The organism is Corallococcus sp. NCSPR001, from assembly GCF_017309135.1.
Taxonomy (GTDB): Bacteria; Myxococcota; Myxococcia; order Myxococcales; family Myxococcaceae; genus Corallococcus.
This window is the reverse complement of sequence record NZ_JAFIMS010000002.1, coordinates 5,153,479-5,178,372: the sequence shown is the minus strand read 5'-3', so window position 1 is coordinate 5,178,372 and position 24,894 is coordinate 5,153,479. Positions and strand designations below refer to the sequence as shown.

General features: G+C 70.5%; 24 protein-coding genes. 11 read left to right on the top strand and 13 right to left on the bottom strand.

Annotation, left to right across the window (positions count from 1 at the left end):
• Positions 1-15: 15 nt before the first annotated feature.
• From JYJ93_RS23065 to sppA, 9 genes are all read right to left on the bottom strand, one after another.
• Positions 16-864, bottom strand: a complete 849-nt coding sequence (locus JYJ93_RS23065) for a 3-hydroxybutyryl-CoA dehydrogenase (RefSeq protein ID WP_120621141.1) — start codon at positions 862-864, stop codon at positions 16-18.
• Between the two features lie 59 nt (positions 865-923).
• Positions 924-1,331 (bottom strand): hypothetical protein, encoded by a 408-nt coding sequence (locus JYJ93_RS23060; protein WP_206794686.1) that lies wholly within the window; start codon positions 1,329-1,331, stop codon positions 924-926.
• A gap of 4 nt (positions 1,332-1,335) precedes the next feature.
• The gene (locus JYJ93_RS23055) at positions 1,336-1,845 is read right to left on the bottom strand and encodes a hypothetical protein (RefSeq protein WP_206794684.1); all 510 of its coding nucleotides are present in this window, start codon (positions 1,843-1,845) and stop codon (positions 1,336-1,338) included.
• A gap of 27 nt (positions 1,846-1,872) precedes the next feature.
• The gene (apbC, locus tag JYJ93_RS23050; protein ID WP_120551469.1) at positions 1,873-2,955 is read right to left on the bottom strand and encodes an iron-sulfur cluster carrier protein ApbC; all 1,083 of its coding nucleotides are present in this window, start codon (positions 2,953-2,955) and stop codon (positions 1,873-1,875) included.
• A 154-nt stretch (positions 2,956-3,109) separates the two neighbouring features.
• A complete protein-coding gene (locus JYJ93_RS23045; RefSeq protein WP_206794682.1) occupies positions 3,110-3,712 on the bottom strand; it encodes a hypothetical protein in 603 nt (200 codons plus the stop codon).
• Positions 3,713-3,795: 83 nt separating this feature from the next.
• Positions 3,796-4,545, bottom strand: a complete 750-nt coding sequence (locus JYJ93_RS23040; RefSeq protein WP_206794680.1) for a zf-TFIIB domain-containing protein — start codon at positions 4,543-4,545, stop codon at positions 3,796-3,798.
• Between the two features lie 45 nt (positions 4,546-4,590).
• Positions 4,591-5,412, bottom strand: a complete 822-nt coding sequence (locus JYJ93_RS23035) for an AraC family transcriptional regulator (RefSeq protein WP_206794678.1) — start codon at positions 5,410-5,412, stop codon at positions 4,591-4,593.
• Between the two features lie 3 nt (positions 5,413-5,415).
• Positions 5,416-5,946 (bottom strand): YbhB/YbcL family Raf kinase inhibitor-like protein, encoded by a 531-nt coding sequence (locus tag JYJ93_RS23030; RefSeq protein WP_206794676.1) that lies wholly within the window; start codon positions 5,944-5,946, stop codon positions 5,416-5,418.
• A 74-nt stretch (positions 5,947-6,020) separates the two neighbouring features.
• Positions 6,021-7,691, bottom strand: coding sequence for a signal peptide peptidase SppA (sppA, locus tag JYJ93_RS23025; RefSeq protein ID WP_206794674.1), 1,671 nt, complete (start codon positions 7,689-7,691; stop codon positions 6,021-6,023).
• Positions 7,692-7,770: 79 nt separating this feature from the next.
• Between sppA and JYJ93_RS23020 the strand changes: the two genes are divergently transcribed.
• Positions 7,771-8,124 (top strand): hypothetical protein, encoded by a 354-nt coding sequence (locus tag JYJ93_RS23020; RefSeq protein WP_206794672.1) that lies wholly within the window; start codon positions 7,771-7,773, stop codon positions 8,122-8,124.
• 10 nt (positions 8,125-8,134) lie between these two features.
• Here the strand turns inward: JYJ93_RS23020 and rtcA are convergent, their stop codons facing one another.
• Together rtcA and JYJ93_RS23010 are read right to left on the bottom strand one after the other, a co-directional pair.
• Positions 8,135-9,211, bottom strand: coding sequence for an RNA 3'-terminal phosphate cyclase (gene rtcA / locus JYJ93_RS23015; RefSeq protein ID WP_206794671.1), 1,077 nt, complete (start codon positions 9,209-9,211; stop codon positions 8,135-8,137).
• Between the two features lie 64 nt (positions 9,212-9,275).
• Positions 9,276-11,210, bottom strand: coding sequence for a CocE/NonD family hydrolase (locus JYJ93_RS23010; RefSeq protein ID WP_206794669.1), 1,935 nt, complete (start codon positions 11,208-11,210; stop codon positions 9,276-9,278).
• A gap of 172 nt (positions 11,211-11,382) precedes the next feature.
• On the opposite strand from JYJ93_RS23010, the gene JYJ93_RS23005 reads away from it, so the two are divergent.
• The 6 genes from JYJ93_RS23005 (at position 11,383) to JYJ93_RS22980 (ending at position 16,701) form a co-directional block, all read left to right on the top strand.
• A complete protein-coding gene (locus JYJ93_RS23005; protein ID WP_014396984.1) occupies positions 11,383-11,877 on the top strand; it encodes a peroxiredoxin in 495 nt (164 codons plus the stop codon).
• Positions 11,878-11,999: 122 nt separating this feature from the next.
• On the top strand, positions 12,000-13,478 hold the full coding sequence (locus JYJ93_RS23000) for a hypothetical protein (protein WP_206794667.1): 1,479 nt from the start codon (positions 12,000-12,002) through the stop codon (positions 13,476-13,478).
• A gap of 97 nt (positions 13,479-13,575) precedes the next feature.
• Positions 13,576-15,039 (top strand): hypothetical protein, encoded by a 1,464-nt coding sequence (locus JYJ93_RS22995; protein ID WP_206794665.1) that lies wholly within the window; start codon positions 13,576-13,578, stop codon positions 15,037-15,039.
• A gap of 294 nt (positions 15,040-15,333) precedes the next feature.
• Entirely contained in the window at positions 15,334-15,732 is a 399-nt protein-coding gene (locus JYJ93_RS40220) for a hypothetical protein (RefSeq protein ID WP_242543901.1), read from the top strand.
• Between the two features lie 10 nt (positions 15,733-15,742).
• Positions 15,743-16,210, top strand: coding sequence for an SMI1/KNR4 family protein (locus tag JYJ93_RS22985; RefSeq protein WP_206794661.1), 468 nt, complete (start codon positions 15,743-15,745; stop codon positions 16,208-16,210).
• 5 nt (positions 16,211-16,215) lie between these two features.
• Positions 16,216-16,701, top strand: coding sequence for an SMI1/KNR4 family protein (locus JYJ93_RS22980; RefSeq protein ID WP_206794659.1), 486 nt, complete (start codon positions 16,216-16,218; stop codon positions 16,699-16,701).
• Between the two features lie 60 nt (positions 16,702-16,761).
• Here the strand turns inward: JYJ93_RS22980 and JYJ93_RS22975 are convergent, their stop codons facing one another.
• Entirely contained in the window at positions 16,762-19,059 is a 2,298-nt protein-coding gene (locus JYJ93_RS22975) for a S8 family serine peptidase (RefSeq protein ID WP_206794657.1), read from the bottom strand.
• Positions 19,060-19,294: 235 nt separating this feature from the next.
• On the opposite strand from JYJ93_RS22975, the gene JYJ93_RS22970 reads away from it, so the two are divergent.
• From JYJ93_RS22970 to JYJ93_RS22955, 4 genes are all read left to right on the top strand, one after another.
• On the top strand, positions 19,295-20,707 hold the full coding sequence (locus JYJ93_RS22970; RefSeq protein WP_206794655.1) for a hypothetical protein: 1,413 nt from the start codon (positions 19,295-19,297) through the stop codon (positions 20,705-20,707).
• A 69-nt stretch (positions 20,708-20,776) separates the two neighbouring features.
• A complete protein-coding gene (locus JYJ93_RS22965) occupies positions 20,777-21,589 on the top strand; it encodes an STM4013/SEN3800 family hydrolase (RefSeq protein ID WP_206794653.1) in 813 nt (270 codons plus the stop codon).
• Complete coding sequence (locus tag JYJ93_RS22960; protein WP_206794652.1) at positions 21,586-22,899, top strand: STM4012 family radical SAM protein; 1,314 nt, start codon at positions 21,586-21,588, stop codon at positions 22,897-22,899. The genes JYJ93_RS22965 and JYJ93_RS22960 overlap by 4 nt, the downstream gene beginning before the upstream one ends.
• On the top strand, positions 22,896-23,795 hold the full coding sequence (locus JYJ93_RS22955) for an STM4011 family radical SAM protein (RefSeq protein WP_206794650.1): 900 nt from the start codon (positions 22,896-22,898) through the stop codon (positions 23,793-23,795). The genes JYJ93_RS22960 and JYJ93_RS22955 overlap by 4 nt, the downstream gene beginning before the upstream one ends.
• Here JYJ93_RS22955 and JYJ93_RS22950 read toward each other — a convergent pair.
• Entirely contained in the window at positions 23,762-24,886 is a 1,125-nt protein-coding gene (locus JYJ93_RS22950; protein WP_206794648.1) for an STM4014 family protein, read from the bottom strand. The two genes, JYJ93_RS22955 and JYJ93_RS22950, sit on opposite strands and share 34 nt — an antisense overlap.
• Positions 24,887-24,894 lie beyond the last annotated feature (8 nt).

Genomic DNA, 24,894 nt, shown 5'->3' with positions numbered 1-24,894 from the left:
GCTCCTGAAAGGGGGCTAGTACTTGTAGAAGCCGCGGCCGGACTTCTTGCCGTACCAGCCGGCGTCCACGTACTGACGCAGCAGCGGGCACGGGCGGTACTTGGAGTCACCCAGGCCCTTGTGGAGCACCTCGGCGATGTAGAGCACCGTGTCCAGGCCGATGAAGTCCGCCAGCTGCAGCGGGCCCATGGGCTGGTTGGTGCCCAGCTTCATCGCGGTGTCGATGTCCTCCGCGGTGCCCAGGCCCTCCATCAGCGCGAAGCAGGCCTCGTTCAGCATGGGGATGAGGATGCGGTTGACGATGAAGCCCGGGTAGTCCTTGGAGACCACCGTCGTCTTGCCCATGCGCTCGGCCATCGTGCGGATGGTCGTGTACGTCTCATCGCTGGTGGCCGCGCCGCGGATGAGCTCCACCAGCTGCATCACCGGCACCGGGTTCATGAAATGCATCCCGATGACGGCCTCGGGGCGCTTCGTCGCCGCGGCGATGCGGGTGATGGGGATGGAGGAGGTGTTGGTGGCGAGGATGCCGCCCGGGCGGACCACTTCGTCCAGCTCCAGGAAGATGCGGCGCTTGAGGTCTTCGTTCTCCGTGACGGCCTCGATGGCGACGTCCACGTCCTTCGCGTCGCGGGCGCTGGTGAAGGTGGCCAGGTTCGCTTCGGCGGCCTGCTGCTTCGCCGCGTCCAGCTTGCCCTTCTCCACCAGCTTCTTCAGGCCCGCCTTGATGCGGTCCGCGCCCTTGGCGAGCCCGTCCTTGTTGACGTCCACCAGCGACACGCGCAGGCCCGCCTGGAGCGCCACCTGCGCGATGCCCGCGCCCATCTGCCCTGCTCCGACGACGACGATGTGTTCCGTAGCCATGGCGTCTTCTCTCCTGTGCCGGCGGCCATAACGCACGGCCCCAGGAGGGTCAACGCCGGTCAACGACTGGTGGCGGGGAGGCGCAGCTGGCGGACGATGGCCTCACCCTCGCCCACCGTGAGCCGCTCCTCCAGGCGCACGCGCGGCTCGCGCCCCTCCACCTTCACGAACAGGAGCGCGCGGACGGTGCCCTCCGGCAGCCGCATCTTGAACGTCACCTCCGGGGGCGGGCCGTTCGCGAAGAAGCGCTCCTCTCGCTTGAGGATGTGCTCCTCGTCGTCCAGCACCTGGAGGTCCACGGCGCGCACGCTGCTCCAGCCGTCCCCGGTGAACTGGAAGATGAGCTGACGCTCCGGCAGGTCCGTGGCCTTCCACAGCCACAGGCCCAGCGCGACGATGGCGATGAGCGCCAGTCGCTTGGGCAGGGGGTGCGTACGCCAGGTGCGGCGCGGTGCTTCTTCCGCCACGTCCCTACTCCCGCTTCGAGCGCTTGGAGGCTGGACGGCGCGCGTTCACGTCCGTGATGACCACGCGCGCGGTGGGGGCCTCCGCGGCCTTCTTGTGGGCCTTGGGGGGATGCTCCGGCGCGGGCGCCTCTTCCGCCTTCTCCGACGGAATCAGGCGGATCTGCGCCTTGACCTCCACCGTCATGCCGGAGAGCAGCTTGAGGAACTCGTCGCGCAGCTTCTCCGACTGCATGAAGCGGCGCAGCTCCTCCGTGACGACGCGGCTGATGTCGTCCTTGGTCTTCTCCGCCTGGGAGAGGAGGAAGCCCAGCGCCTCCTTGGGCAGCTTGAGCTGGCCGGCGAGGGCCCGGAGGCCCTCCTCGCCCATGAAGACCGCGCCCATGCCGGCCACCGCCATGCGCCGCACGAAGTCCGGCACGAAGCCGCCCGAGCGGCCCTCGCGGCCGGACTGCTGCTCCGAGTCGTCATCGAACAGCGGATCAGGCGGGAGGTCGTCGTTGCCGGCCGGGGCCATGCGGTCTCCTTGCGCTTCGGTTGGGTCCTACCGGGCCTGCATCACCGGAAGAGGCACGCTCTTCATGGACTGCGCGGACACGCGGCCCGCGACCGCACGGGCGACGTCCTGGAAGGCCTTCGCCTCCGGGCTGTCCTTGTGCCCCACCACCACCGGCACGCCGGAGTCTCCCGCCTCGCGCACCTTGAGGTCGAGCGGGATCTCCCCCAGGAATGGGATGCCGAACATCTCCGCCGCCTTGTGGCCGCCGCCGTGGTTGAAGATGGGCGTGCTCTTGTTGCAGTGCGGGCAGATGAACTGGCTCATGTTCTCCACGATGCCCAGCACCGGGATGTGCACCTTGTCGAACATCTGCTTGGCGCGCACCACGTCCGCCAGCGCCACGTCCTGCGGCGTCGTCACCAGCACCGCGCCCGCGGCCCGCACGGACTGGGACAAGGTCAGCGCCACGTCGCCCGTGCCCGGGGGCAGGTCCAGGATGAGGTAGTCCAGCTCGCCCCAGTTCACGTCGCGCACCAGTTGCATGAGGGCGCCGTGGAGCATGGGGCCGCGCCAGATGAGCGCCTGATCCGCCTCCACCAGGAAGCCGATGGACATGATCTTCAGGCCGTGGGCGACCAGCGGATCCAGCGTCTTGCCGTTGGGGCTCACCGGGCGCTTGTCCGCGGTGCCCGTCATCAGCGGCACGGAGGGGCCGTAGAAGTCCGCGTCCAGCAGGCCCACCTTGGCGCCGTGCTGCGCGAGCGACGTGGCCAGGTTCACCGCCACCGTGCTCTTGCCCACGCCGCCCTTGCCGGCGCCCACGAGCAGGATGTTCTTCACGCCCGGCAGCAGGGCCCCGCCGGAGCCACCGGCGACGCCGCGCACCTGGGCGCCCCACTCGATGTCGAAGGACTTCAGGCCTGGCACCGCCTTGAGCGCGGCCTCCGCGTCCGCCTGGATCTTCCCCTTCATGGGACACGCGGGCGTGGTCAGCTCGATCTTCAGCTTCACCGTGTCACCGGTGACGCGCACGTCCTTCACCATCCCGGCCTTCACCAGGTCGACGTGCAGCTCGGGATCGATCACCTTCGACATGGCCGTCATCACATCGGCCTGGGACACGCTCATCGGAACACCTGAAACCTTTTGAAAACGGGCGTTTGCACGCTCGAAGGGGGGCGGAGATTGCCAGCACTCCGGGGGCTGTCAACGTCGTTTAACGCACATCTCCGGAGCCCGCCCGGCCTTCCACGCGCCCCGGCTCGTGCCCGGCTTCTGGCCGTCATTCGATGGCCGCCACCCGGTACTCGCCATCCTCCAGCACCAGCCGCACGGCGCGCTCGCCGCCCAGGGGGAACAGGGCCTCGCCCGCCGCCACGCGCACGTGGGTGTTGAGGGCCAGACGGGCGCGGCGCAGGCGCTCCTTCGCCAGGGGCTCCCGCTCGAAGTCCTCCTTCAGGCGCTCCGGGGTGTACCGGGCCCTCAGCGGCGAGGCGAGCAGGCCCCATGCGCCCTTCCAGTCGCGGGAGTCCACCTCATCCAGGAACTTCTTCAGCGCCGCCCGGGGCACGTCCGCGGGGCGGGACTCCACCACGCGCCAGTCCTCTCCCTGGCGGGCCAGCGTGACGGACGGGGCCCGGGCCTCCAGCACGCCCGTCCCTGCCCGGACGGCGGCGGCGCGCTCCTTCCGGGCGGCTTCCTCGGAGTACTCGTCCAGGAAGGCCCCCTCGCCCTCCGGGGTGCCGGTCGTCAGGCGGTAGGCGTCCGACAGCCGGTTCTCCTCCAGGGCCTTCGCGTACGCCTCCGCCACCGAGGCCGGTTCGCGGGAGGTGGTGGCACAGGCGGTGCCCAGCAGCAGGAGGCTCAGGGGGGCGAGGCGGGTCATCACTGGCGCGGCAGGGTAGACGCCGGCTCCGGGGCCGGCAATGCCCGGACGTCCGCCCCGTCGGTGCTCCCGCGGACGAACGGTCAGCGGCGCAGCAGCCGGTAGATCCAGGTCACGACGTCCACCAGGTCGACGCCGTCCGACGCGTCTTCCAGGTTCGGGTAGTTGGACGGGTCCTTGTCCTTCGGGAGGCTGTTGCCGGACACGGCGCCCTTGGGGCGGTGCTCGCGGCAGTAGAGGTCTCCGTTGAATGCGAACGCCTGGGGCACGGAGACCTGGATGCCGCAATGGACGCAGGCCAGCGGGGAGAGGACGCCCAGGCCGCCCGTGGGCGAGTCCGACGGCGGCAGCGCGGCCGTGGAGCCTGGACCCTTCCAGGGATCCGCGCCCCCATCCGTCGCCGGGGCGACCTCCCAGCCCCTGGCCGTCGCAGGCGTGGGTTTGGGGGCCGTCACCTCGGCGTTCTCCAGGGCCTCGAACTTGCCCGCGTCCAGCCAGGTGCCGCCGCAGTGCGTGCACAGGTCCACGTTGCACACGCGCGCGTTGACCATCGCCAGCCGAGCGCCACAGCCAGGACAGCCCAGGGGCTCGCCGCGGCAGGTGGCACAGACGGCCATGGCCCGTGGGATGAGGTGTCCGCCCGTGCGGCAGCGCGACGCGGCCTGCCGTGCCGCGGTCAGCAGCGGCTTGAGCGACGGCCGGTCCGGAAAGCGCTCCAGCTCCCCCCGGTCGAAGTACATGCCGTGGCAGCGCGGACAGACGTCCACCTCCACGTCGGAGGCCTGGACGACGTTCAGGGACTGACTGGGGCAGACCGGGCAGGAGCGGGCCATGCCGCGCATGCTAAAGGGCCCATTCTCTCCGTGAAAGGGCGTGACTCAACGCGCCTGGGGCCGCTTCGCGCGGAGCTTCGAGGGGAGCATGCCGAAGCGCTCGTGGAAGCGGGTCGCGAACCGCGAGGCGGAGGTGTACCCCGCCTCGATGGCGACGTGTCCCACCGGCAGGTCGGTCGTCCAGAGCAGCGAGACGGCGTGGTCCATCCGGACCTCCGTCAGGAGCTTGCTGAACGTCGTGGCTTCGCCCGTCAGCCTCCGGTGGAGCGTGTCCTCGCTCATGGCGAGTTTCCTGGCGACCTCCGTGAGGGTCCACGCCCGTGACGGATCCCGGGACACCAGGCGCTTCATGCCGAGCCGCGCGCTCGATGACGCGCTCACGTCGATGTTCAGGTCCCGGAGCCAGGCGATGAGCTCCAGCACGCGCGCTCGCACGACGCCTTCCGGGAACTTCTCCGTGAGCGCCTCGATGCAGCGGTGGTGCGCTTCGACGAGCCGGGGAAGCTCCTCGGCGCGCAGCCGCTGGACCCGCGAGGCGCCCGGCGTTGCCTTGGGTTCCGCCTGGAGGAGGAGCTCCGGGGCGATGAGCATGCCCTCGGCCTGGTACTCCCCTCCTTCGTCCGGGACGTTGCGCACCTGGAGGCGGGTCCCCGGTGAGATCCAGATGAACTCACCGGCCCGGACGTGCACGGGCCCATCGCCCTGGTGGAAGACCTTCTCGCCCCGCTGGATGTACATCAGGCCGGCGGAGAGCCACTCCACCCCCGCGTAGACGGGGTCGGCCTCACGTTGGCGGATCTTGAGGTACATCGCCGCCGTCGTGTCCAGGAGCCTGGCGGTGCGTTCAATGGGCGAGGGCCGGCGCATGGTTCAGGGCGTGACGGAGGTGGGGACGAGCGTAGCGCGCGCCAGGGTGTGACCCAAGAGCACGAACGAGAGGTACGCGGGCGTGGCCTCCGCGGGGATGGGGAGCGCCTCCACATCGAGTGCGTGCACGACGACGTAGTAGCGGTGCGGTCCGTGTCCTCGCGGCGGCGCGGCGCCCAGGTACTGCGCGAGGCGGGCATCGTTGGGGAGCTGCACCGCGCCCCGAGGGAGGAGCTTCGCGTCGGGGCTCCCCGCGTTTCGCGGCAACGTGCTGACGTCCGCCGGGATGTTGAGCACGGCCCAGTGCCAGAAGCCGCTCGGCGTGGGGGCGTCCGGATCGAAGACGGTGACCGCGAAGCTCTTCGTCGCGGCCGGGAATCCCGACCAGCTCAGCTGCGGCGAGATGTCCTTGCCGCCCGTCTCGGACTGCGCGCTCCGGTGGTCCGGGTGCAGCGGCTGTCCATCCTGGATGTCCGTGCTGGTGAGGTGGAACGCGGGAACGGCGGGGAGTGCTGCGTACGGGTTCGTTTTCATGGACCGCAATGTGCGGTTTCCGGGCGGGGAGCGTTCGCCCGGGATCCGCAACGGCTGTCCCGTGAACCGCGAACTCACCCCCGACGCTGGAGGCTCCACGCCGCGGTGCAGAAGGCATACGTCGTCGGGTGCGTCGCGCCCATCAACAGCTTGAGCAACGACAGCTTCGCGCGAGCGCCGCCGTAGCGCACCAGCTCGAAGTCGTCCGACGGGACGCGCGCCTCTTCCAGCGCGTGGCGGCAGACCTCCTCGAAGCCGCCGATGCGGTCCACCAGCCCCGCCTCCTTCGCGCGCAGCCCCGAGTACACGCGCCCCTCCGCGCGCTGGTGGATCTCCTCCTTCGTCCGGCCGCGTGCCTGGGCCACCAGCTCCAGGAAGGACTGGTAGCTCTCCTCCACCTCGCGCTCCAGCGCGGCGCGCTCCTGAGGCGTGAAGCCTCGCGACGAGGAGAAGAACGCGGCGTTCTCGCCCCGGGCCAGCGTGGTGCGGTGGATGCCCAGCTTCTCCAGCAGGTCCCCGTACTCGAACTTGCCCACGAACACGCCAATGGAGCCCACCACGGCGTGGGGCGCGGACCAGATCTCCTTCGCGCCAATGGCCGCCATGTAGCCGCCGCTCGCGCAGATCTGATCCACGTACGCGATGACGGGCTTCTGCTTCGCCACGCGCTTCACGGCTTCCAGAATCTGCTCGGACGCGAGCGCGGATCCGCCGGGGCTGCCCACCGCCAGCACCACGGCCTTCGCGCGCGGATCCCTGCCCGCCTTGCGCAGCGCCTTCACCACCGAGTCCGCCGCCGCGAACCGGCCCGCGCCGCCGCTGCCCGGGATGATGATGCCCGCCACGTCCACCACCGCCAGCCGGGGCTTGCGGCGCAGCCGGCGCCACTTCACCGGCGGGAACGCGAGCGTCGCCAGGTACGCGTCATAGGTGGGGACTGGCGGCTCCTCGTCCTTCTTCGCCTCCAGCCCCAGGTGCGCGCCCAGGTCCGCCTCGTGGACCAGCCCGTCCACCAACCCCGCCTCCACCGCCCGCTTCGCGCTGTAGGGCCCCGCGTCGATGAGCGCCCGGGCCTCGTCCGGCGTCTTGCCCCGGTCGCGGGAGATGGCCTCCACCAGCACGGCGTAGCGCTCGTCCAGGAAGGACTCCAGCGTCTGGCGCTGGATGTCGGACACCTTGCCGTCCGTGAAGAGCTCCGGCGCCGTCTTGTAGTCGCCGCGCCGCGCGAAGTGCGCGTGGATGCCCACCCGTCCAAAGGCCTCGCCCAGCACGGTGGCCTCGGCGGCGTAGCCCACCAACTCCACCCGGCCCATGGGGGCGAGCAACACCTCGTCCGCCGCGCCCAGCACGGGGTAGCCGTCCGTGTCCACCATCACTGCCCAGGACACCACCCGCTTGCCGGCGGCCTGGAAGTCCGACAGCAGGGTGCGCAGGGCCTCGCGCTTCGCGTCCGGGATGGCCAGGCCCTCCAGCTCCAGGAGGATGCCCTCGACCTTGGGGTCCGCGGCCAGCACCTTGAGTGCATGGCCCAACGCCTCCAGTGAGGTCACCGTGGCGGGCTCCGGCGCGGCGCCGCCGATACGGAACCGTTGCACGGGGCGCGGGCGGTACGGGAGCTCGCCCGCGAGCCGGAAGCGGATCCACGTGGGTCTTTTGCGCGCCGCCATCAGACGAAAGGGCAGGCCCAGGAGCAGCCGCAGCCCCAGGAGGAGGTTCGTCAGCAGGAGGAAGGGAAGGCGGAGCATGCGGCGCGCGTAACGCCCCGGGCCGGGCGAAGCAACCCCTGTTCACCCGCGCCGGGAGGCTCTGTTAGGCTGAAGGCCCATGCCCTCCCCCTCCCTCCCCCGGCTTGTCCTCGTCCTCGCCCTTGTCTGGGGCGGCGCTGTCCTGGCGCAGCCCCAGCGCCGGCAGCCCCAGGAGTTCCAGAACCGCAAGGAGTTGACCCAGGAAGAGAAGGACGCCGCCAAGGCGCGCGCCATGGGCAACAACCTCAACGGTTACGGCAAGGACGTGCAGATCAAGGAGACGCCCATCCCCTGGATGGCCATTGGCCTCGTGGGCATCGTCTTCCTCGTCGCCGCGCCCTTCGCCATCCGCGCCTACCGCGGCACCGTGCGCGAGATGTCGGACGCCAACACCTTCGGCGCCCGCGGCAACGCCACCGAGGACGAGGCTTAAGAAGCCCTCCTCACGCCGGGCGGATCTCCACGCTCCCGCCCGGCTCCACCTGGACGTGCACCGGCAGGAAGCGCCGCAGCACCTCCGCCTGGACCGTCAGCGCGTCGGTGATGCGCGCGGCGGTGAAGCGCGTGGTGCCCGGCGTCACCGCCCCCAGCCTCCCCGACGCCAGGAGCGCCGCCGGCAGCAGCAGTTGTTCCGCCAGGTGCTCGTCGAGCGCGCCGCCCGTCTCCATGAAGCGGGTCAGCGCCTCCGCCGCCTCGCGCCCCACTCCTTCGGCGTCCAGGCCCCGCTCGCCCAGGGACGTGAAGCCGGCCACGGTGTGCTCGAACTGCGCCAGCACGAAGGTCGCGGAGCCCTGTGAGCGCGTCACCGCCAGCGGCCGGTTGTCCGCCTCCGCCAGGATGCCCCGCTCGCGCAGCGCGGCCACTGCGGCGCGGGACTGACGCTCCGCCACCGCGAAGGGCAGCCCGCCCACGAAGGACATCACCCGCACCTCGCGCAGCACGCCGCGCGCGGGCAGATCCACGCGCACGGGCGGTTCGGCCGGGGCGCCCACCTCCGCGGTGAATTCGCCCGCGCCCTCCGGCAGGAAGCCCGCGTGGGTGAGCGACAGCTGCACGGGCAGCCCGTACGCGCGCGCCACCGGCAGCCAGGCGCCGACGAGCGCGTGGAAGCTGGGCCCGGCCCTCAGGTGCGTGGCGCCTCGCAGCGTGAGCCGTCCGCCGCCCGCGAGCGCCAGCGGGTACACCAGGCACTGGAAGAGCCGGGGCGTGCTGCCGGACGCGCCGGCCTCCAGCAGGTAGTCCCCCGCGCGCACCGGGCCGGGGGTGAAGCGCAGCTCCGTGGAGCCCACGACGGCGCCTTCGCTGGTGCCGCCGCTCAGCGCCTCCGCGCCGCGCACGTAGGCCAGGTGATGGGGACGCAGGCCCGGCGGGTCGCGGTGCTCGCGCAGCCCGCTGAGCTGGAACGGACGGCCGGTGATGAGCGACAGGGACAGCGCGGAGCGGAGGACGTGGCCGCCCCCCTCCCCCACCTCTCCGTCGAGCAACACCCGCCCGGCGCCGGGCCGGTCGTGACCGGTCATGTCCCTCCCGTCATCTGGTGGCGGGCGCGCAGCCTAGCAGACCGCGCGCGAGTGGACCGGGGATCTACTCGTCCAACGCGGGCAGGACGTTCACCTTCAACGCACTGGGCTGGGCCGCCGTGTGGTGCAGCCGGTGCATCGCGCGCACGAAGTCGGTGGGCTTCGCCTCGAAGATGTTGGGCACGAAGGTCTGCGGGTTGCGGTCGACAAAGGGGAACCAGCTCGACTGCACCTGCACCATCAGCCGGTGGCCGCGCTGGAAGGTGTGGAACACGTCGTTGATGACGAAGCGCACCTTCGTCACCTCGTTGGGTGTGAAGGGCTTGGGCTGGGAGTAGCTGTCGCGGAAGCGGCCGCGGAACGGCTCGCCGCGCACCAGCGTCTGCTGCGCGCCCCGGTCGCGCTCGCCGGAGTGCTCCTGCTCCTTCGTCCAGCCGGGCACCTTCCCCGGGTTCACGTCCACCAGCTTCACCACCCAGTCCGCGTCACTGCCCGTCGTGGAGACCCACAGCTCCGCCTCCAGCGGGCCCGCGAGCGTGAGGTCCTGGGTCAGCGGCTCCGTCTGGTACGTGAGCACGTCCGGCCGGCGCGAGGCGAAGCGCTGATCCTCCGTCATGTACGACTTGGACCAGCCGGGGTTCAGGTCCTGCGTGTACGGCACGGGCCGGGCCGGGTCGCTCACGTATTCGTCGAACGACGGCGCTGGTGCCTTGGGCGCCTGGAACGTCAGCGCGCCCTGGGGCTGGAAGTACAGGCGCGCCTCCTTCGTGCCCTTGGGCGGCCAGGCGTCCAGCCGGCGCCAGCGGTTGGCGCCGCCCTCGAAGACGAACGCCTCCGGCACGGCCGCGTCCGGGCCGCCCTTGAGGTGCTGCTTGAAGAAGGCCAGCACCAGGTCCTGGTACTGGGCGCTGGTGGGGAAGCCGAAGTCCGCGTCCCCCAGCGACGTGCCTTCCGAGCGCATCCAGCCGCCGTGGGGCCAGGGGCCCATCACCAGCGTGTTGGCGATGCCGGGGTTCTGCTTCTCGATGGCGGCGTACGTGCGCAGCGGCCCGTAGAGGTCCTCCGTGTCGTACCAGCCGCCCACCACCATCACCGCCGCCTTGATGTTCTTCAGGTGCGGCAGCAGGTTCCGCGCCTGCCAGAAGGCGTCGTAGTTGGGGTGCGCGACGAAGTCCTTCCAGAAGGCGATGTCGCCGTGGAAGTGCTTCGCGTCCGCGTTGGACAGCGGGCCCAGGTCCAGGAAGAACTGGTAGGCGTCCGGGGTGCCGAAGTCGAAGGGCTTCCAGTCCGTGTCGTCGGTGGGCGCGGGGCGGGGCTTGCCGAAGCTGGAGAAGAAGCTGAACGCGAGCTGGAGGTTGAAGGCGCCATGCCGGTGCATGTCGTCCCAGAACCAGTCCGCGATGGGCGCCTGCGGCGACACGGCCTTGAGCGCGGGGTGCGAATCGATGGCGCCCGCGGACGAATAGAAGCCCGGATAGGACACGCCCCACATGCCCACCTTGCCGTTGTTGTGGGGCACGCGCTTCACCAGCCAGTCGAGCGTGTCGTATGTGTCGCTGCTCTCGTCCACCTCCTTGCCGCGCTTGGTGTCGCGGTGGGGGCGCACGTTGACGAACTCACCCTCGGACATGAACCGGCCGCGCACGTCCTGGAAGGCGAAGATGAAGCCCTCCTTCTCGAAGCCGGGCAGGCTCAGCGTCCTGGGATAGCGGCCGGCTCCATACGGCCCCACGGAGTACGGCGTGCGCGTCAGCAGCACGGGGTAGCGCTTCTGGGGGCTCGCGTCGTTGGGCACGTAGAACGTCGTGAAGAGCTTCACGCCGTCACGCATGGGGATGCGCACCTCGTACTTCGTGAAGCGCGCCCGGAGGGACGCGGCGCGCTCATCCTCGGGGCTCGCGGGCGGCTTGGGCGGCGCGGCGGGGGCCTGCGCGAGCGCGGGGCCGGACAGCGAGAACAGCGCGAGCGCGGCCAGAAGGCCGCGGGGGTGGAAGGACATGCTCCCCTCCTCTTGCGGAAGAAAACGCGGGGGATGATGCGGAGGAGCGCCATCTTGGGCGATGCCGCCAGGGCACGGAAGCCGGAACGCCCGCCGCGTCGCGCCGCCCGATTGATTTGCGGGTCACGCCATGCGCGGTCCATGCTCCCGCTCCGGGAGGATTGGGATTTTCATGGCCAAGATGCTGAAAGAAGGGGATGCGGTTCCGGATGTCACCCTGCAGGGGCCGGGCGGCGCGCCGGTGCGCCTGCGAGACCTGCTGGGCGACAAGGCGATGGTCATCTACTTCTATCCGAGGGACGACTCCCCGGGATGTACGGTCCAGGCCTGCAGCCTGAGGGATCAGTACCAGGACTTCACGGACGCGGGCGCGGACGTGGTGGGCATCAGCAGCGACTCCGCGGAGTCCCACGAGAAGTTCGTCGCGAAGTACCGCCTCCCCTTCCGCCTTCTCAGCGACCCGGATGGCGCGGCGCGCAAGGCCTTCGGGGTGGGCACCAACTTCCTGGGGCTCCTGCCCGGGCGGGTGACGTTCGTCGCGGACAAGGGCGGCACCATCCGCTACGCGTTCGACTCGCAGATCCAGGTGAAGAAGCACGCCGAGCACGCGCTGGATGTCGTCCGGTCGCTCACGGGCCAGGGAGCCGCTCCCACCCGTCCTGCCTGACAGACGTGTTCTGCGTGCGTTTCCCGGTAGACTGATTCCCGTCGTCCTGGCCGTGGGAGCCGGGACGCCGCACCCCCGTCGCGAGCAACATCGAGCACGACGGGTGGGCCGGAGGTCATGCCATGCGGTTGCACTGGTTGCTGGGACTGTCACTGTGCGTCGGAGGCTGCGCGAGCCTGACGAAGGACCTCCATGACGACACGCCGGAGGATGAGGAGGTCCCCACCGAGGAGACGGTGTACCTGGTCCCGCTGGACGAGGCCCTCTTCACCATGCGGCGCGTCTTCGAGGAGCAGCGCTACGACGTCTTCGAGCGCGCGGACCACAACGAGCTCTACACATCCGCGCACGAGCCCGGGGTGAACCTCCCCGGCAACCGCACCTACGAGCGCTACTTCGTGAAGGGCGCGTCGCTGGGGCCCCGCCAGTCGGTCATCCGCGTCTTCCGCCTGCGCTACCGCGAGCAGGACACCAACATCGAGGTGAAGCCCAAGTGGCTCAACGAGCGCATCCAGGACGAGGAGAAGTACCTCTCCCGCAAGACGTTCGAGCGCTTCACGTTCGAGGGCGTGCCGGACATGGAGGGCTTCAAGATGGTGCGCGGCACGCGCGACCTGCCGCTGGAGCGCAAGCTGTTGGCGAAGCTGGAGATGGTGCCGTCGCTGGAGCTGGTGGGTGGCAGGACGACGGCGCCCGTGCGCGCGGTGCAGGTGGAGGGCTGGGATGACGACACGGCCCAGCCGCCGCCGGTGAAGTGCGGCGAGCCGCTGCAGGGCGTGGAGCCGCTGCTCACGGCCGGGAACACGGTGCTGGTGGGAGATCCGCTGGGCACGCGCGAGCTGCCGGAGATCGCCACGCGGATGCTGTGCGACGCGGTGGAGAAGAAGCTGCCGGTGGCGCTGGCGCTGTCCATGCCGTCGGAGGACCAGGGCGCGCTGGACGACTACCTGGCGAGCGCGGGCCACGGCCCGGACCTGGAGCGGCTGCTGGTGGTGAGCTCGTTCTGGCGCCGCGTGTACCAGGACGGCCGCAGCAGCGGCGCCCTGCTCCGCCTCATCGAGCAGGCCCGGAGGCTGCGCGCGCAGGGGCACGCGGTGACGGTGCTCGCGTTCGATTCGAACAACGCCTCCGGCAACGCGCGCGAGGCGGAGATGGCGAAGAACCTCATCGCGTACCGCCAGGCGAACCCGGACACGTGGCTGCTGGCGCTCGCGGGTGACGTGCATGTGCGCACGAAGCCGGTGAGCTGGAACAAGGACTTCGAGCCGCTGGGCTGGCGGCTGACGAAGGCGCTGCCGGAGTCGCCGGTGAAGGCGCTGGAGGTGGGCTTCACGCGAGGTTCGCAGTTCTCCTGCCGGTTCAACGTCTGGGAGCAGGTGGACTGCAACGTCTTCGCGCTCAGCCCGACCGCGGAGCTGCGCCAGGAGCCGGGCACGCCGCGCAAGGTGGCCCTGTTCGACAGGCCCAGCGACACGGGCTTCCACGGCCGGCTCTGGGTGGGAGCACTCAACGCCTCGCCCCCGGTCATCCAGCGCGCCGCGCCCGTGGCCCAGCAGCAGCAGGATGGCGGTGTGAAGAAGCCCGCGGACGCGGAGCACTGACACCGGGGGCGCAATTCCCTCACCCGGAGTGCTAGACTCAGGCGTCCGGGGATGGCGCCTGCCTTGGGCTGTCCCTTTCACGAAAGGGGACAGGACCATGCGGTGGCACTGGACGCTGGGGCTTCTGTGCGTGACGGGGTGCACGGGCATCTCGCGCGGATTGGATGGGGATCCGCTGGACACGGAGCCCATCCCGACCGTGGAGCGCGTGTACCTGGTGCCCCTGGACGAGGCGATGTTCGTCGCCCGCCGCCTGCTGGAAGAGCAGCGCCTGGACATCTTCGAGAACAACACCACACATGAGCTGTACTCCCAGTCCTGGGAGATCGGCGTGAACGTGCGCGGCAACCGCACCTTCGAACGCTATCTCGTGCGCCCCGAAGAGGTCGGCCCGCGCCAGTCCATCGTGCGCATCTTCCGCCTCCAGTACCGGGAAGCGGACGACGCCGTCACACAGCAGACGCCCGAGCCGGGCAGCCAGCGGACCAACGACCACTACTACAACCACTTCCGCGAGGTGTTCGCCCACGAGACCTTCGAGGGCGTCCCCCAGATGGAGGGCTTCAAGCTGCGCCGCGGCATCCGGGACCTGCCCCAGGAGCGCAAGCTGCTCCAACGCCTGGAGATGGTCCCTTCCCTGGAGCTGGTCGGCGGCAAGGCCTCCATCCCCGTGCGTGATGTGAAGGTCGCGGGCTGGACTCCAGAGACGCCCGAAGCCGCGCCCCGCTGCGGCGACCCCGTGGAGGGTGTGGACGCGCTGCTCACGCAGGGGAGCACCGTGTTGGTCGCGGACCCCATGGGCACGCGCGAGCTGCCGGACGCCGCCGCCCGGATGCTCTGCGACGCCACCGCGAAGAAGCTCCCCGTGGCGCTGGCCCTGTCCGTGCCGTCCGTGGATCAAGGCGCGCTGGACGAGTACCTCACCAGCGCTGGCACGAACGCGGACCTGGAGCGACTGCTCGTGCTGAGCGACTTCTTCCGGCGCGTGGATCAGGACGGGCGCAGCAGCGCGGGCGTCATCCACCTGCTGGAGGCCGCGCGCCGCCTGCGGGCCCAGGGCCATGCCGTGTCGGTGGTGGCGTTCGACTCCAAGCAGGCCGCGGGCAACGCGCGTGAGGAGGAGATGGCCGCGAACCTCATCGCCTTCCGCAAGGAGAACCCGGACGCGTGGATGCTGGTGCTCGCGGGTGACGTGCACGTGCGCACCGGCGGCGTGAACTGGGATTCGAAGTTCGAACCCATGGGCCACCGCCTTTCGGCCGCCCTGCCCTCCTCGTCCGTGAAGGCACTGGACGTGGGCTTCGCGCGCGGCGCTCATTACGCCTGCCGCTTCAACGTCTGGCAGCAGGTGGACTGCGACGTGCACGGCATCAACCCGTCGGCGGAAGGACGCCAGGAGCCGAACACGCCGCGCAAGGTCGCCCTCTTCGACGCGCCGGGCGAGACGGGCTTCCACGGCCGGCTCTACCTGGGCACGCTGAGCCCGTCCCTGCCCGTCCTCCAACGCGCCTCGAAGCCCGTGGTCCAGCAGCAGGCCCCCGCGAAGCCCGCTGAACACTGACCGCCACTGCGTGCCTGACCAACCTCTTTCGCCGTGTTGTCATGGAGTGCAATGGCAGCCACCTCTACCCTCCGCGGCCTCGCGAACGCAGCCGTAATCCTCGCTCTCGTCGGGTGCGGCTCGGCCACTGTCGGTGGGGGCGGCAGTCCGGCGCGCGCGAAGTGGGTCGGGTCGGTCGTCAGGACGCCGGATGGAGGGCAACTCCGTACGACCATCTACTACGGGCCCTGGCAGTGCAGCGCCGCGTTCCTGTCCCGGTGCGAGTCGAAGTGCGCAGCTCAGGGCTACCCGCTCATGGGCTGCATGTGGCTGGCCGATATCAAGGGGGACTGGCAGGGGCGCTACCTCTTCATGCCCGCGGAGGCCGGCGGCCGCCTTGCCATCACCCACTGCTGCTGCGACTACCCCAAGGTGGCCGACCCCGAGAGTCTGCGGAGGGTGTGGTCGCGGTCCCGCATTCGCTTTCGTGAGGAGTGGTCGAAGGAGCTGGGCACCTGGCCAAATACCGCAGGCCGCGCGTGGCCCGGGCACCATCTGCGCGACTTCCTCCATGGAGGGGATCCAACGGCGCCGGGAAACATCCTCCCGGTTCCCGACGACATTCACACCACCATCAACACCGAGTACCCGGCCTGCTACGCGCCCGGAGGGAAGTGGCTGACGCCCGGCCCTGCGCGCCCGTACGCGGATTGAGCGCGCCGCCATGCCCACGAACATGCAGCGCCTGCTGGCCCAGATTTCCCAACACCACTTCCCAAACCCGCCCGCCACACCCGCGCAAGTCGCCGCGTTTGAGGCACGCGTGGGCTGGCCGCTTGATGAGGACCTCCGCGCCTTCTACCTGCACTGCGACGGAGCCGCGCTCTTCAAGCCCTGGCCAGACACCAACTTCTGGATCCTTCCCCTTATCCAGGTGCGCCGCGGACGGGTGGCAATTCAAGGGCGAGACGAGGATGCGAACGGGCCACCCGACTGGTACGCGCTCGTGGACCTTCAGGACACGGACTTCGTCCTGGTCGACGTGACGCAGCGCACGGACCCATACCCCATGCGCGACGGGTACCACGGCACGTTCCCGGAGCCGGGCCATACGAAAATCATCGCGCCGTCGTTCGGAGAGTTCCTGGAGAAGGCATTGGCCAGCGGCGATGATTTCTTCTGGCTGGATTGACGGCCATGCCCATGGATCCACTCCTGGCCGAAGTCTCCCGGATCCACTTCCCCAACGCGCCCGCGACGCCCGCGACGCCCGCGAAATTGGCCGCCTTCGAGGCGCGCGTCGGTTGGGATCTGGACGAGGACCTGCGTGCCTTCTACCTGCACTGCGACGGGTGCACGCTCTTCGCGCCACGCGCCGATGCCCTCTACCGCGTCTTGCCGCTCGCGGAGATCCGCCACGCCCGCCTGGTCATCCGATCCAGCGATGAGGACCGGGACGGGGCGCCGTCCATCTTCACGCTGGTGGACATGCAAGACTCCGACTACGTCGTCCTGGACAACACCCAGCGCGAGGCGGGCCGATACCCGCTGTTCGACGCCTTCCATGAGACATTCCCGGAGGAGATGGAGCGCATCGCATCCAGCTTCGCGGAGTTCCTGGAGCGTGCGCTGCGCAGCGGCAACCGCGCATTCTGGTTGAGAGAGGAGTCAACGGGTGGATGAGATGCACCTGACCGTGACGGCGCGGACCCCGGAGACACCGGAGCCCGCGCGCGGCGACGACTACGGCAGCTTCGACGCGAGGTTCACGCCGCTCACCACCAGGGCGTAGACGGCGTCCACCGCCGTCGTCGCAGTGTGGGCGTCCTGGACCACCTCGTCCGCCAGGACCTCCACCTTCCACGTGCCCGCGGCCGGGCTCGCGAGGAAGACGTTCTCCACGGTGTCCACCTTGTTGGACACGCCGCCGGACGTGGACACGTTGCCCGCCGTCAGGCCGTTGTTGCCCCAGTACACGGTGCCGTTGGGCGCCGTCACTCGCAGGGACAAGTCATTGATGCGCGCCCGCGCCGCGCCCACCGTGCCCATTGGATCCGTGTACACCATCGTGACGTTGAGCTCCGGCTCACCGCTGGCCACTGTGAAGGTGTACGCCTTGCTCCCGAGCGGCGCGAGGACGTCCGTCTCGTCCACCACGAACGTCTTCGCCGCGCGGTCGTACAGGCGCTTCAAGTCGGACGTGCCCCAGCCCTGCTTGTTGCGGTCGATGTCCGCGTTCGAGCCGCCCGCCAGCCAGTTGTACTTGGACGCGCCGTTGATCATCAGCGCCTTGGCCGTGGCCATCTTCGGGCGGCTGGTGAAGACGTCCGCCTTCTTGCCGTGGCCCGCCCACACGCCCTCGTGCCACATCTGGTGCAGCAGGCCGAAGTGGCCTGCCGTCTGCGGCGTGGCGGAGCTGGTGCCGCTGAACTCCGTGTAGGCGCTGTCCGAGGAGCCATACGCGCCCCGGATGCTGTCGTAGTAGAACGCCAGGTCCGGCTTGATGCGGCCGTCCGCCGCCGGGCCGATGCTCGCCCCCGACGACCAGCGGTCATCCGTGCGCGTCTGCGTGTTGTAGTGCCGGATGCCGCCCACGGAGACGATGTTCTTCGCCCACGCCTGCGGCCGGGAGCTGCGCGTGCCGCTGTTGCTCTGCGACTGAGTGCTGAGGATGGGCGCCTTGAACAGGTAGTCGTCCACCTCCGCGGAGAGGGTTGTGTACGACGTCGTCAGCGTGCTGCCCACGCTGGAGGTCTGGAACACCGCGCGGTAGGGGCCGCTCGGGTTGAGCAGCTCCTGGTTCATCGCGAGGCGGGACTTGGTGCCGCCAAACTGCGTGGCCTCCGAGTACAGGAAGAAGATGCCCTGCCCGCCCGGCAGCAGGCCCCTGGCCAGCGGATCCACGCCCTTGGCGAAGTTGTGGCTGTAGCAGGCCGTCCCGTGCAGCGAACCGGACGTGCCCGTGCTGTGGATGATGGGCGCGGTGGGCCACTCGCGGTGGGTGGTGCGCAGCTCGGTGTCGAAGATCTCCCCGCGCACGCCCTGCCCGTTCCAGCCCTTGAGCCCCTCGACGTAGTTGGCGCCGCCCGTCGCGCGCACGATGTCCATGTCCACCTCGCCAGGGCCGCCCCAGCGGTCGATGAACTGCACCTCGTTGGCGCGCACGACCGAGGCCAGCTGCTCCTGGTTGAGCGTGGCCTCCACGCGCAGACCGCCCGGCTCCACCAGGTCCACCTTGCCGCCCAGCCGCTCCACCAACGCCGTCACACGGGCCTGGCGGGCCGCGCCGCCCTCACCCAGCATGATGGAGTAGCGCTGGGGCAAGAGCGCCGCCGTGCGTCCGAGCAGCGCGTCCCGCAGCACCGGCTCCAGGCGCCATTCCGGATGGTAGTCCCCCACCCAGCGCACGGCCGGGAGCTGGGTCACGCGAGCGCGGACCTCCGACGGCATCTCCACCAGGTACGTGTGGTCCGACAGGAAGCGCAGCACCTTGCCGCCCGCGTTCTCGATCGTCTCCCGGTACTCCGGCAGCGGCGTGCCGTGGAACTGCACCAGCGACAGGGTGTTGTTCCGGTCCGCCACCAGCGCGTTGCCCAACAGCGGCGCGGTGCGCGCCAGCGGGTCGAACGACGCCTCCGCCAACCGGATGAGGTACTCCTCCTGCTGCACGCGGCCCAGCAGCTCCGAGCCGCCGCGCGTGTACGCGGAGAAGGCGCGCTCCGTGCCGTCCGCCTGCCGCTCACGCCAGACGTGCAGTTGCACGCCGGTGTCCCGCACCACGTCCAGCGTGCGCAGGCCGCTGACCGGCCGCGCCGTCTGGTGGAACACCCACCCGGACGGCGTCGCCAGCGTGGTGCCCCCCGCCTGGAGCGCCGTCGCCACCGCCGCGCCCGGCGCCGCCGGAGCCCGCGTGGCCGATGAAGGGGTGCGCTCCGCAGCGAGCGCGCCAGCCGGAACCGCCAGGGTGCAGCCCAGCACCAGCGCCGTCACCGGCCGCCAGCCACCACGAGACGTCGAGAACCGCTTCCGCATGTTCTGCATGTCGTGCACTCCCTTCAAAGTGAGAAAAACCTGTAATACGCATTACTGCCGTATTTCAAGTCCTTGCCACTCAGTTGCAATAGGGCGTGCTTTTTGCGCCGTGGGCGTCCTCTTCGAGTAGGCCCAGGTGGTCCTGGATGGGTGGAAGTGGCTGGAAATGCTCAGGATTCAAGAGTGTCAGAGCCACACCCTGAGCGGAAACAAGCCGTCGGAAAGGCCGATAACCTCATTACCCATGACTTCCATCAATCCGAACCGTCCCACTCCGACCTTCCAGCCGACGCAGTCGACGGTCCCCGCCCACCGGCCCGCGAGCGCGCCGCAGGAGCAGGCCCCCGCGCAGCCGTCAGCCGCGGAGCAGGCCGCGACGGAGCGCAACCGGGACGCGTTCTCGCCCGCCGCCGCGCTGCGCCCCTCGGGCCGCGCCCGGGTGACGACGGAGGGTGACAACTTCGTCCTGGAGGCCCAGGGCCAGGTGGGCAACCGCGCCTCGACGCCCCGGGGCGGCGTGCCGACGCGGCTGGGTCCGGTGAGCGCTGGCGGTTCGTTCGGACTGCAGGGCAGCCTGCGCGTGGAGGTGCCGCGCCAGGCCGCCACGGAGGCCATCCGCAATGGCGAGCTGCCCAACCCCGCCGCCCCGGAGACGTGGCCGGTGGGCACCCGCGCCCGGGCGGAGGTCCAGGGCCAGGCGGGCTTCAACGCAGGCCTGCGCGCGGGTCCGGGCAAGGTGGGGGAGCGGCTGGGGCTGAGCACGTCCTACGACCGCACCCAGACGCAGCGCTTCGAGGTGCAGCGCACGTCGGAGGACACCGTGCGCGCCACGGTGACCAGCGACGGCCGCCAGCGGGACGCCACCAACATCCGCGGCCTGGAGGGCCGGCAGGATCAGCGCCTGGGTCACTCGCAGTCCGCGGACTTCAACATCCGCACGCCGGAGGGCCGCGCGGCCTATGACGACTTCATGCGCACCGGCCAGCTTCCCCGTGAGAACGGTCCGGGCGTGAGCAACGTGCAGCGCACGGACTCGCTGGATCAGACCCGCGATGGGCGCGTGCTGGGCCAGAGCGTGGCCACCTCCGAGCGCCAGACGCGCCTCACGGCGGACGGCGCGGGGGATCAGACCGTGCGCCAGACGGACCGCAACGTGGCGGGCAGCACGCAGACGACGCAGATGCAGGTGGGCGCGGACGGCAACGGCCGGGCGCGCACGGCCATCAACGACTCCGTGGTGGCGACCACGACCACGCGTCCCGGCCAGCCCCCGGAGACGAGCTACGAGCTGACCTTCACGGATCCGAACGCGGCGGCCATCGCGCGCGGCGCCTTCTCCGGCGACGACGCGGCGGCGTCCGGCACCGGCCCGTTCACGGCGCGCCTCAACGAGCAGCAGGCGCGCGCGCTGGTGGATCGCACCCTGGGCCAGGGCCTGCAGGGCGGCCAGCAGGCGCTGGACCGCGCCTTCCGCACGCTGTCCACGGGCGGGCAGCAGACCTTCGCCACGACGCTCTACAACTCCACGGTGGACCCGCAGCGCCCCAACGCCGCGCGCCGCCCGCTGGAGTCCATGCCGCCCGAGGCCGCCACCCCGGCGCAGCCGCGCAACCCGACCGACTCGCTTCCCCCGGCCCCGACCATCCCGATGTCGTAGTCCCGCCGTCCCAAGGCGGGGTATGGGACCTCCCATCGATGAGGTCCCCTCCCCGCCCCACCGGTCCGCATGCATGACCTGAACGCGCTGGTCGGCACGCACGACCTGCTCCTCCTCACGCTGGACACGCTCCGCTACGACGTGGCCCGGGAGGAGCTGGAAGCAGGCCGCACCCCCACCCTGGCCGCGCTGCTGCCCGGCGGCCGGTGGGAGGAGCGGCACACCCCGGCGAGCTTCACCTACGCCGCGCACCAGGCCTTCTTCGCGGGCTTCCTCCCCACCCCCGTCACCCCGGGCCGGCACGCTCGCCCGTTCGCCCTGCGCTTCGAGGGCAGCGAGACGACGGGCCCCGGCACCTGCGTGCTGGACGCGCCGGACCTCGTCACCGGGTTGGCCGGGCGCGGCTATCACACGGTGTGCATTGGCGGGACGGGCTTCTTCAACCAGAAGAACCCCCTGGGCCGCGTCCTCCCGAGCCTCTTCTCCGAGGCGCACTGGGCCCCGGAGCTGGGCGTCACCGACCCCCAATCCACGGAAAATCAGGCATCACTCGCAGTGAAAATCCTGGAGTCGCTGCCCCGGGAGCGGCGGGTGTTCCTGTTCATCAACGTCTCCGCGCTGCACCAGCCCAACCGGCACTACGTGCCCGGGGCGACGGAGGACTCCAAGGCCACGCACGCGGCGGCCCTGGCCTACGTGGACCGCCAGTTGCCACCCCTGTTCCAGGCGCTGCGACGGCGCGGCCCGGCGTTCTGCATCGTGTGCTCGGACCACGGCACGGCGTACGGCGAGGACGGCTACACGGGACACCGGCTGGGGCACCCGGTGGTGTGGACGGTGCCCTATGGTGAGTTCGTGCTGCCGGTAGACTCCCAGCCATGACGCGCCTGGAGTCGATGCTCGAAGGGACGCCGTACGTGGCGTACCTCTACGGCTACCCGCACAAGACGGCCTACCGCCCGCTCACGCCCGCGCTGCCGCTGGAGGACGTCTGGGCGAAGGAGCGGCGGGACGCGCTGTTCCTCTACCTGCACGTCCCGTTCTGCGAGATGCGCTGCGGGTTCTGCAACCTCTTCACCGCCGCGGGCCCGAAGGAGGACGTCGTCGCAGCGTGGCTCGCCGCGCTGAAGCGCGAGGCCCGCCGGGTGAAGGAGGCGCTGGGGCCGGCCACGTTCGCGCGGGCCGCGATTGGCGGTGGCACCCCCACCCTGCTGGACGTCGCGGGGCTGGAGACGGTGTTCGACCTGGCGGCGGAGCTGGGCGTGGATCCTCGAGATGTGCCCATGTCCGTGGAGGTGTCGCCGGAGACGGTGGACGCGGACAAGGTGGCGCTCTTGAAGGCCCGGGGCGTGGACCGGGTGAGCATGGGCGTGCAGAGCTTCCTGGAGTCCGAGGTCGCCGCGGTAAAGCGGCCCCAGAAGACGGCGCAGGTGGAGGCCACGCTGGACCTGCTGCGGAGCGCGGGCTTCCCCACGCTCAACCTGGACCTCATCTACGGCATCGAGGGCCAGACGGTGGAGACGTTCCTCCACTCGCTGGAGGCGGCGCTGCGGTACGCGCCGGAGGAGCTGTACCTCTACCCGCTCTACGTGCGGCCCCTCACCTTCCTGGGCAAGAAGTCGCGCGCGTGGGACGACCTGCGGCTGTCGCTCTACCGGACCGGCCGGGACTTCCTCCTGTCGCGCGGCTACACGCAGGTGTCCATGCGGATGTTCCGCGCGGCGCATGCGCCCGCGGCTCGGGGCGCGGTGTACCGCTGCCAGGAGGACGGCATGGTGGGCCTGGGCGTGGGCGCGCGTTCGTACGCGGGCGCGGTGCACTACTCGTCCGAGTACGCGGTGGCCTCGCGCGAGGTGCGCGGCATCATCCAGGCGTACAGCGAGCGGGATACGGCGTCGTTCGGGGAGGTGCGCTACGGCTTCGTGCTGGACGCGGCCGAGCAGCGCCACCGGCACCTGGTGCTGTCGCTGCTGGCGGAGGGCGTGGACCCGGGCGTGTACCGCCAGCGCTTCGGCACGGAGGCGCAGTCGGACTTCCCGATGCTCGCGGAGCTGGAGGCGCACGGGCTGGCGCGCGACGTGGACGGCGTGTTCCAGCTCACTCCGGCGGGCGTGGAGCGCTCGGATTTGATTGGCCCGTGGCTGGACTCGGAGGCCGTGCGCGCGCGCATGGCGGAGTACTCCTGGCGATGAAGCTCACCGTGCTCTACCGGGGCCCGCTGTCCGGCTGTAACTACGGCTGCGAGTACTGCCCCTTCGGCAAGTGGAAGCAGAGCGAGGAGGAGCTCACGAAGGACCGCGCGGACCTGGAGCGGTTCCTCCAGTGGGTGGAGGCGCGCACGCAGGACACCGTGTCCGTGTTCTTCACGCCGTGGGGCGAGGCGCTCATCTGGCCCTGGTATCAGCAGGCCCTCGCGCGCCTGACGCACCTGCCCCACGTGGAGCGCGCGGCGGTGCAGACGAACCTCTCCTGCCGGCTGGACTGGCTCACGGACTGCCGCACGGAGAAGCTGGGCATCTGGGCCACGTACCATCCGGAGTGGATGAAGCGTGCGCGCTTCCTCGCTCAGTGCCAGCACTTGTCGGAGCACGGCGTGCGGCACAGCGCGGGCATGGTGGGCTTCCGGCGCTTCGCGGACGAAGCCGAGGCCCTGCGCCGCGAGCTCCCCGAGGACACGTACCTGTGGATCAACGCGGTGAAGGACGGCCTGGACGCGTACACGCCCGAGGACGTGGAGCGCTTCACCCGCATCGATCCGCTCTTCCCGGTGAACAACACGCGCCACCCCAGCCGGGGCCGGGCCTGCCGTGGCGGCGAGTCCGTGCTGTCCGTGGACGGTGACGGCACCGCGTACCGGTGCCACTTCATCAAGGAGCCGCTGGGCAACCTCTACGCGCCAGACTTCGACGCGGCGTTGAAGCCGCGCCCATGCTCGAAGGACACGTGCGGGTGTCACATCGGCTACGTGCACCTGGAGTACCTGGAGCTGGATCGCGTGTTCGGCTCCGGGCTGCTGGAGCGCGTGCCGGCGACGCGGCTGTGGACGGGCGGCGCTCAGCGCAGCGCTTCGCGGATCTCCCAGTCGTAGACGGACAGACCGTCTCGCGTGAGGCCGGGGAGCAGGTCCCCGAAGGCGTTCGCCTCCAGCACGCGGTGGCCGTGGAAGAAGTCCTCGAACATCAGGTCGATGCCCACGTGGAGGCAGTCGTGCGCGCGGGCCACGGCGCGGCAGCTCTCCATCGCGGCCTCCATTTCACCGGGAGGCACCGCCGCGTGGAGCGCGTCCAGGTCTCCCCGGTAGCCCCCCAGGTGCAGGTTGGTGATGGGCAGGCGGCTCTGGCGCACCACGGTGAAGACGGGCTCGCCGCGGACGGTGACGACGCGGCAGTCGAACATGTCCCCGCCCAGCCGCGCCTTGGGCCGGGACTCCTCCACCTGTGAGCCCTCGCGCAGGAGGAAGGCGAGCACCGTGTCCACCTCTCGCGCGTCCGTCACCCGCCGCACCTTGAGGGAGTTGAACCAGCCGGTGGCGCCCCGATGCAGGCTGGTGAGCAGCGTCCCCTGCCCCCGACCCGGCCGGTACACGGCGAGGCACGACGCGGAGGAGCCGCAGGACAGCTTCACGAACGCCTCGCGGAAATCCGCTTCGCGCAAGGCGTGGCGCAGGGCTTCCGGTGTCGTGCCCGGGGCCACGTCCAGGAACGGCGGCACGGGGATACCCAGGTCCGCGTACCGGCGTGACGTGATGCGCTTGTCGAACAGGTCCGCGATGGCGCTCGGCGAGGACAGCACGCGCCAGCGGGGGCGCTGCGCGAACCGCGTGGTCAGGTCCTCCAGCACTCGCAGGAAGCCCAGGTGGTGCTGCCGGGGACAGAGCACGCGGCCGTGTTCATCCGGCAATGCATCCAACTGTTCAGGCGTTACGGTGTCGCAGCCGGCAGCGAGCGCATCCGCGAAGCCGCGCTGGAGGAACAGGCGCTCCACCGCCGCGTCCTCTCCCGCCGCGTCGATGCGGACAAGCCGCTCCGTATCGGGCAGCTCCAGGAGCACGTCAGGCGTGCGGGCCACCGTCTCCCACGCCACCACGTGCGCGGGCGGAAGACCGGCGCGGACCAGTGCCTCCTGGAAGAGCGTGACGCGCCTGTTCCCGGGGTTGCCGATGATCAGGAACGGCGGCATGGAAGCGG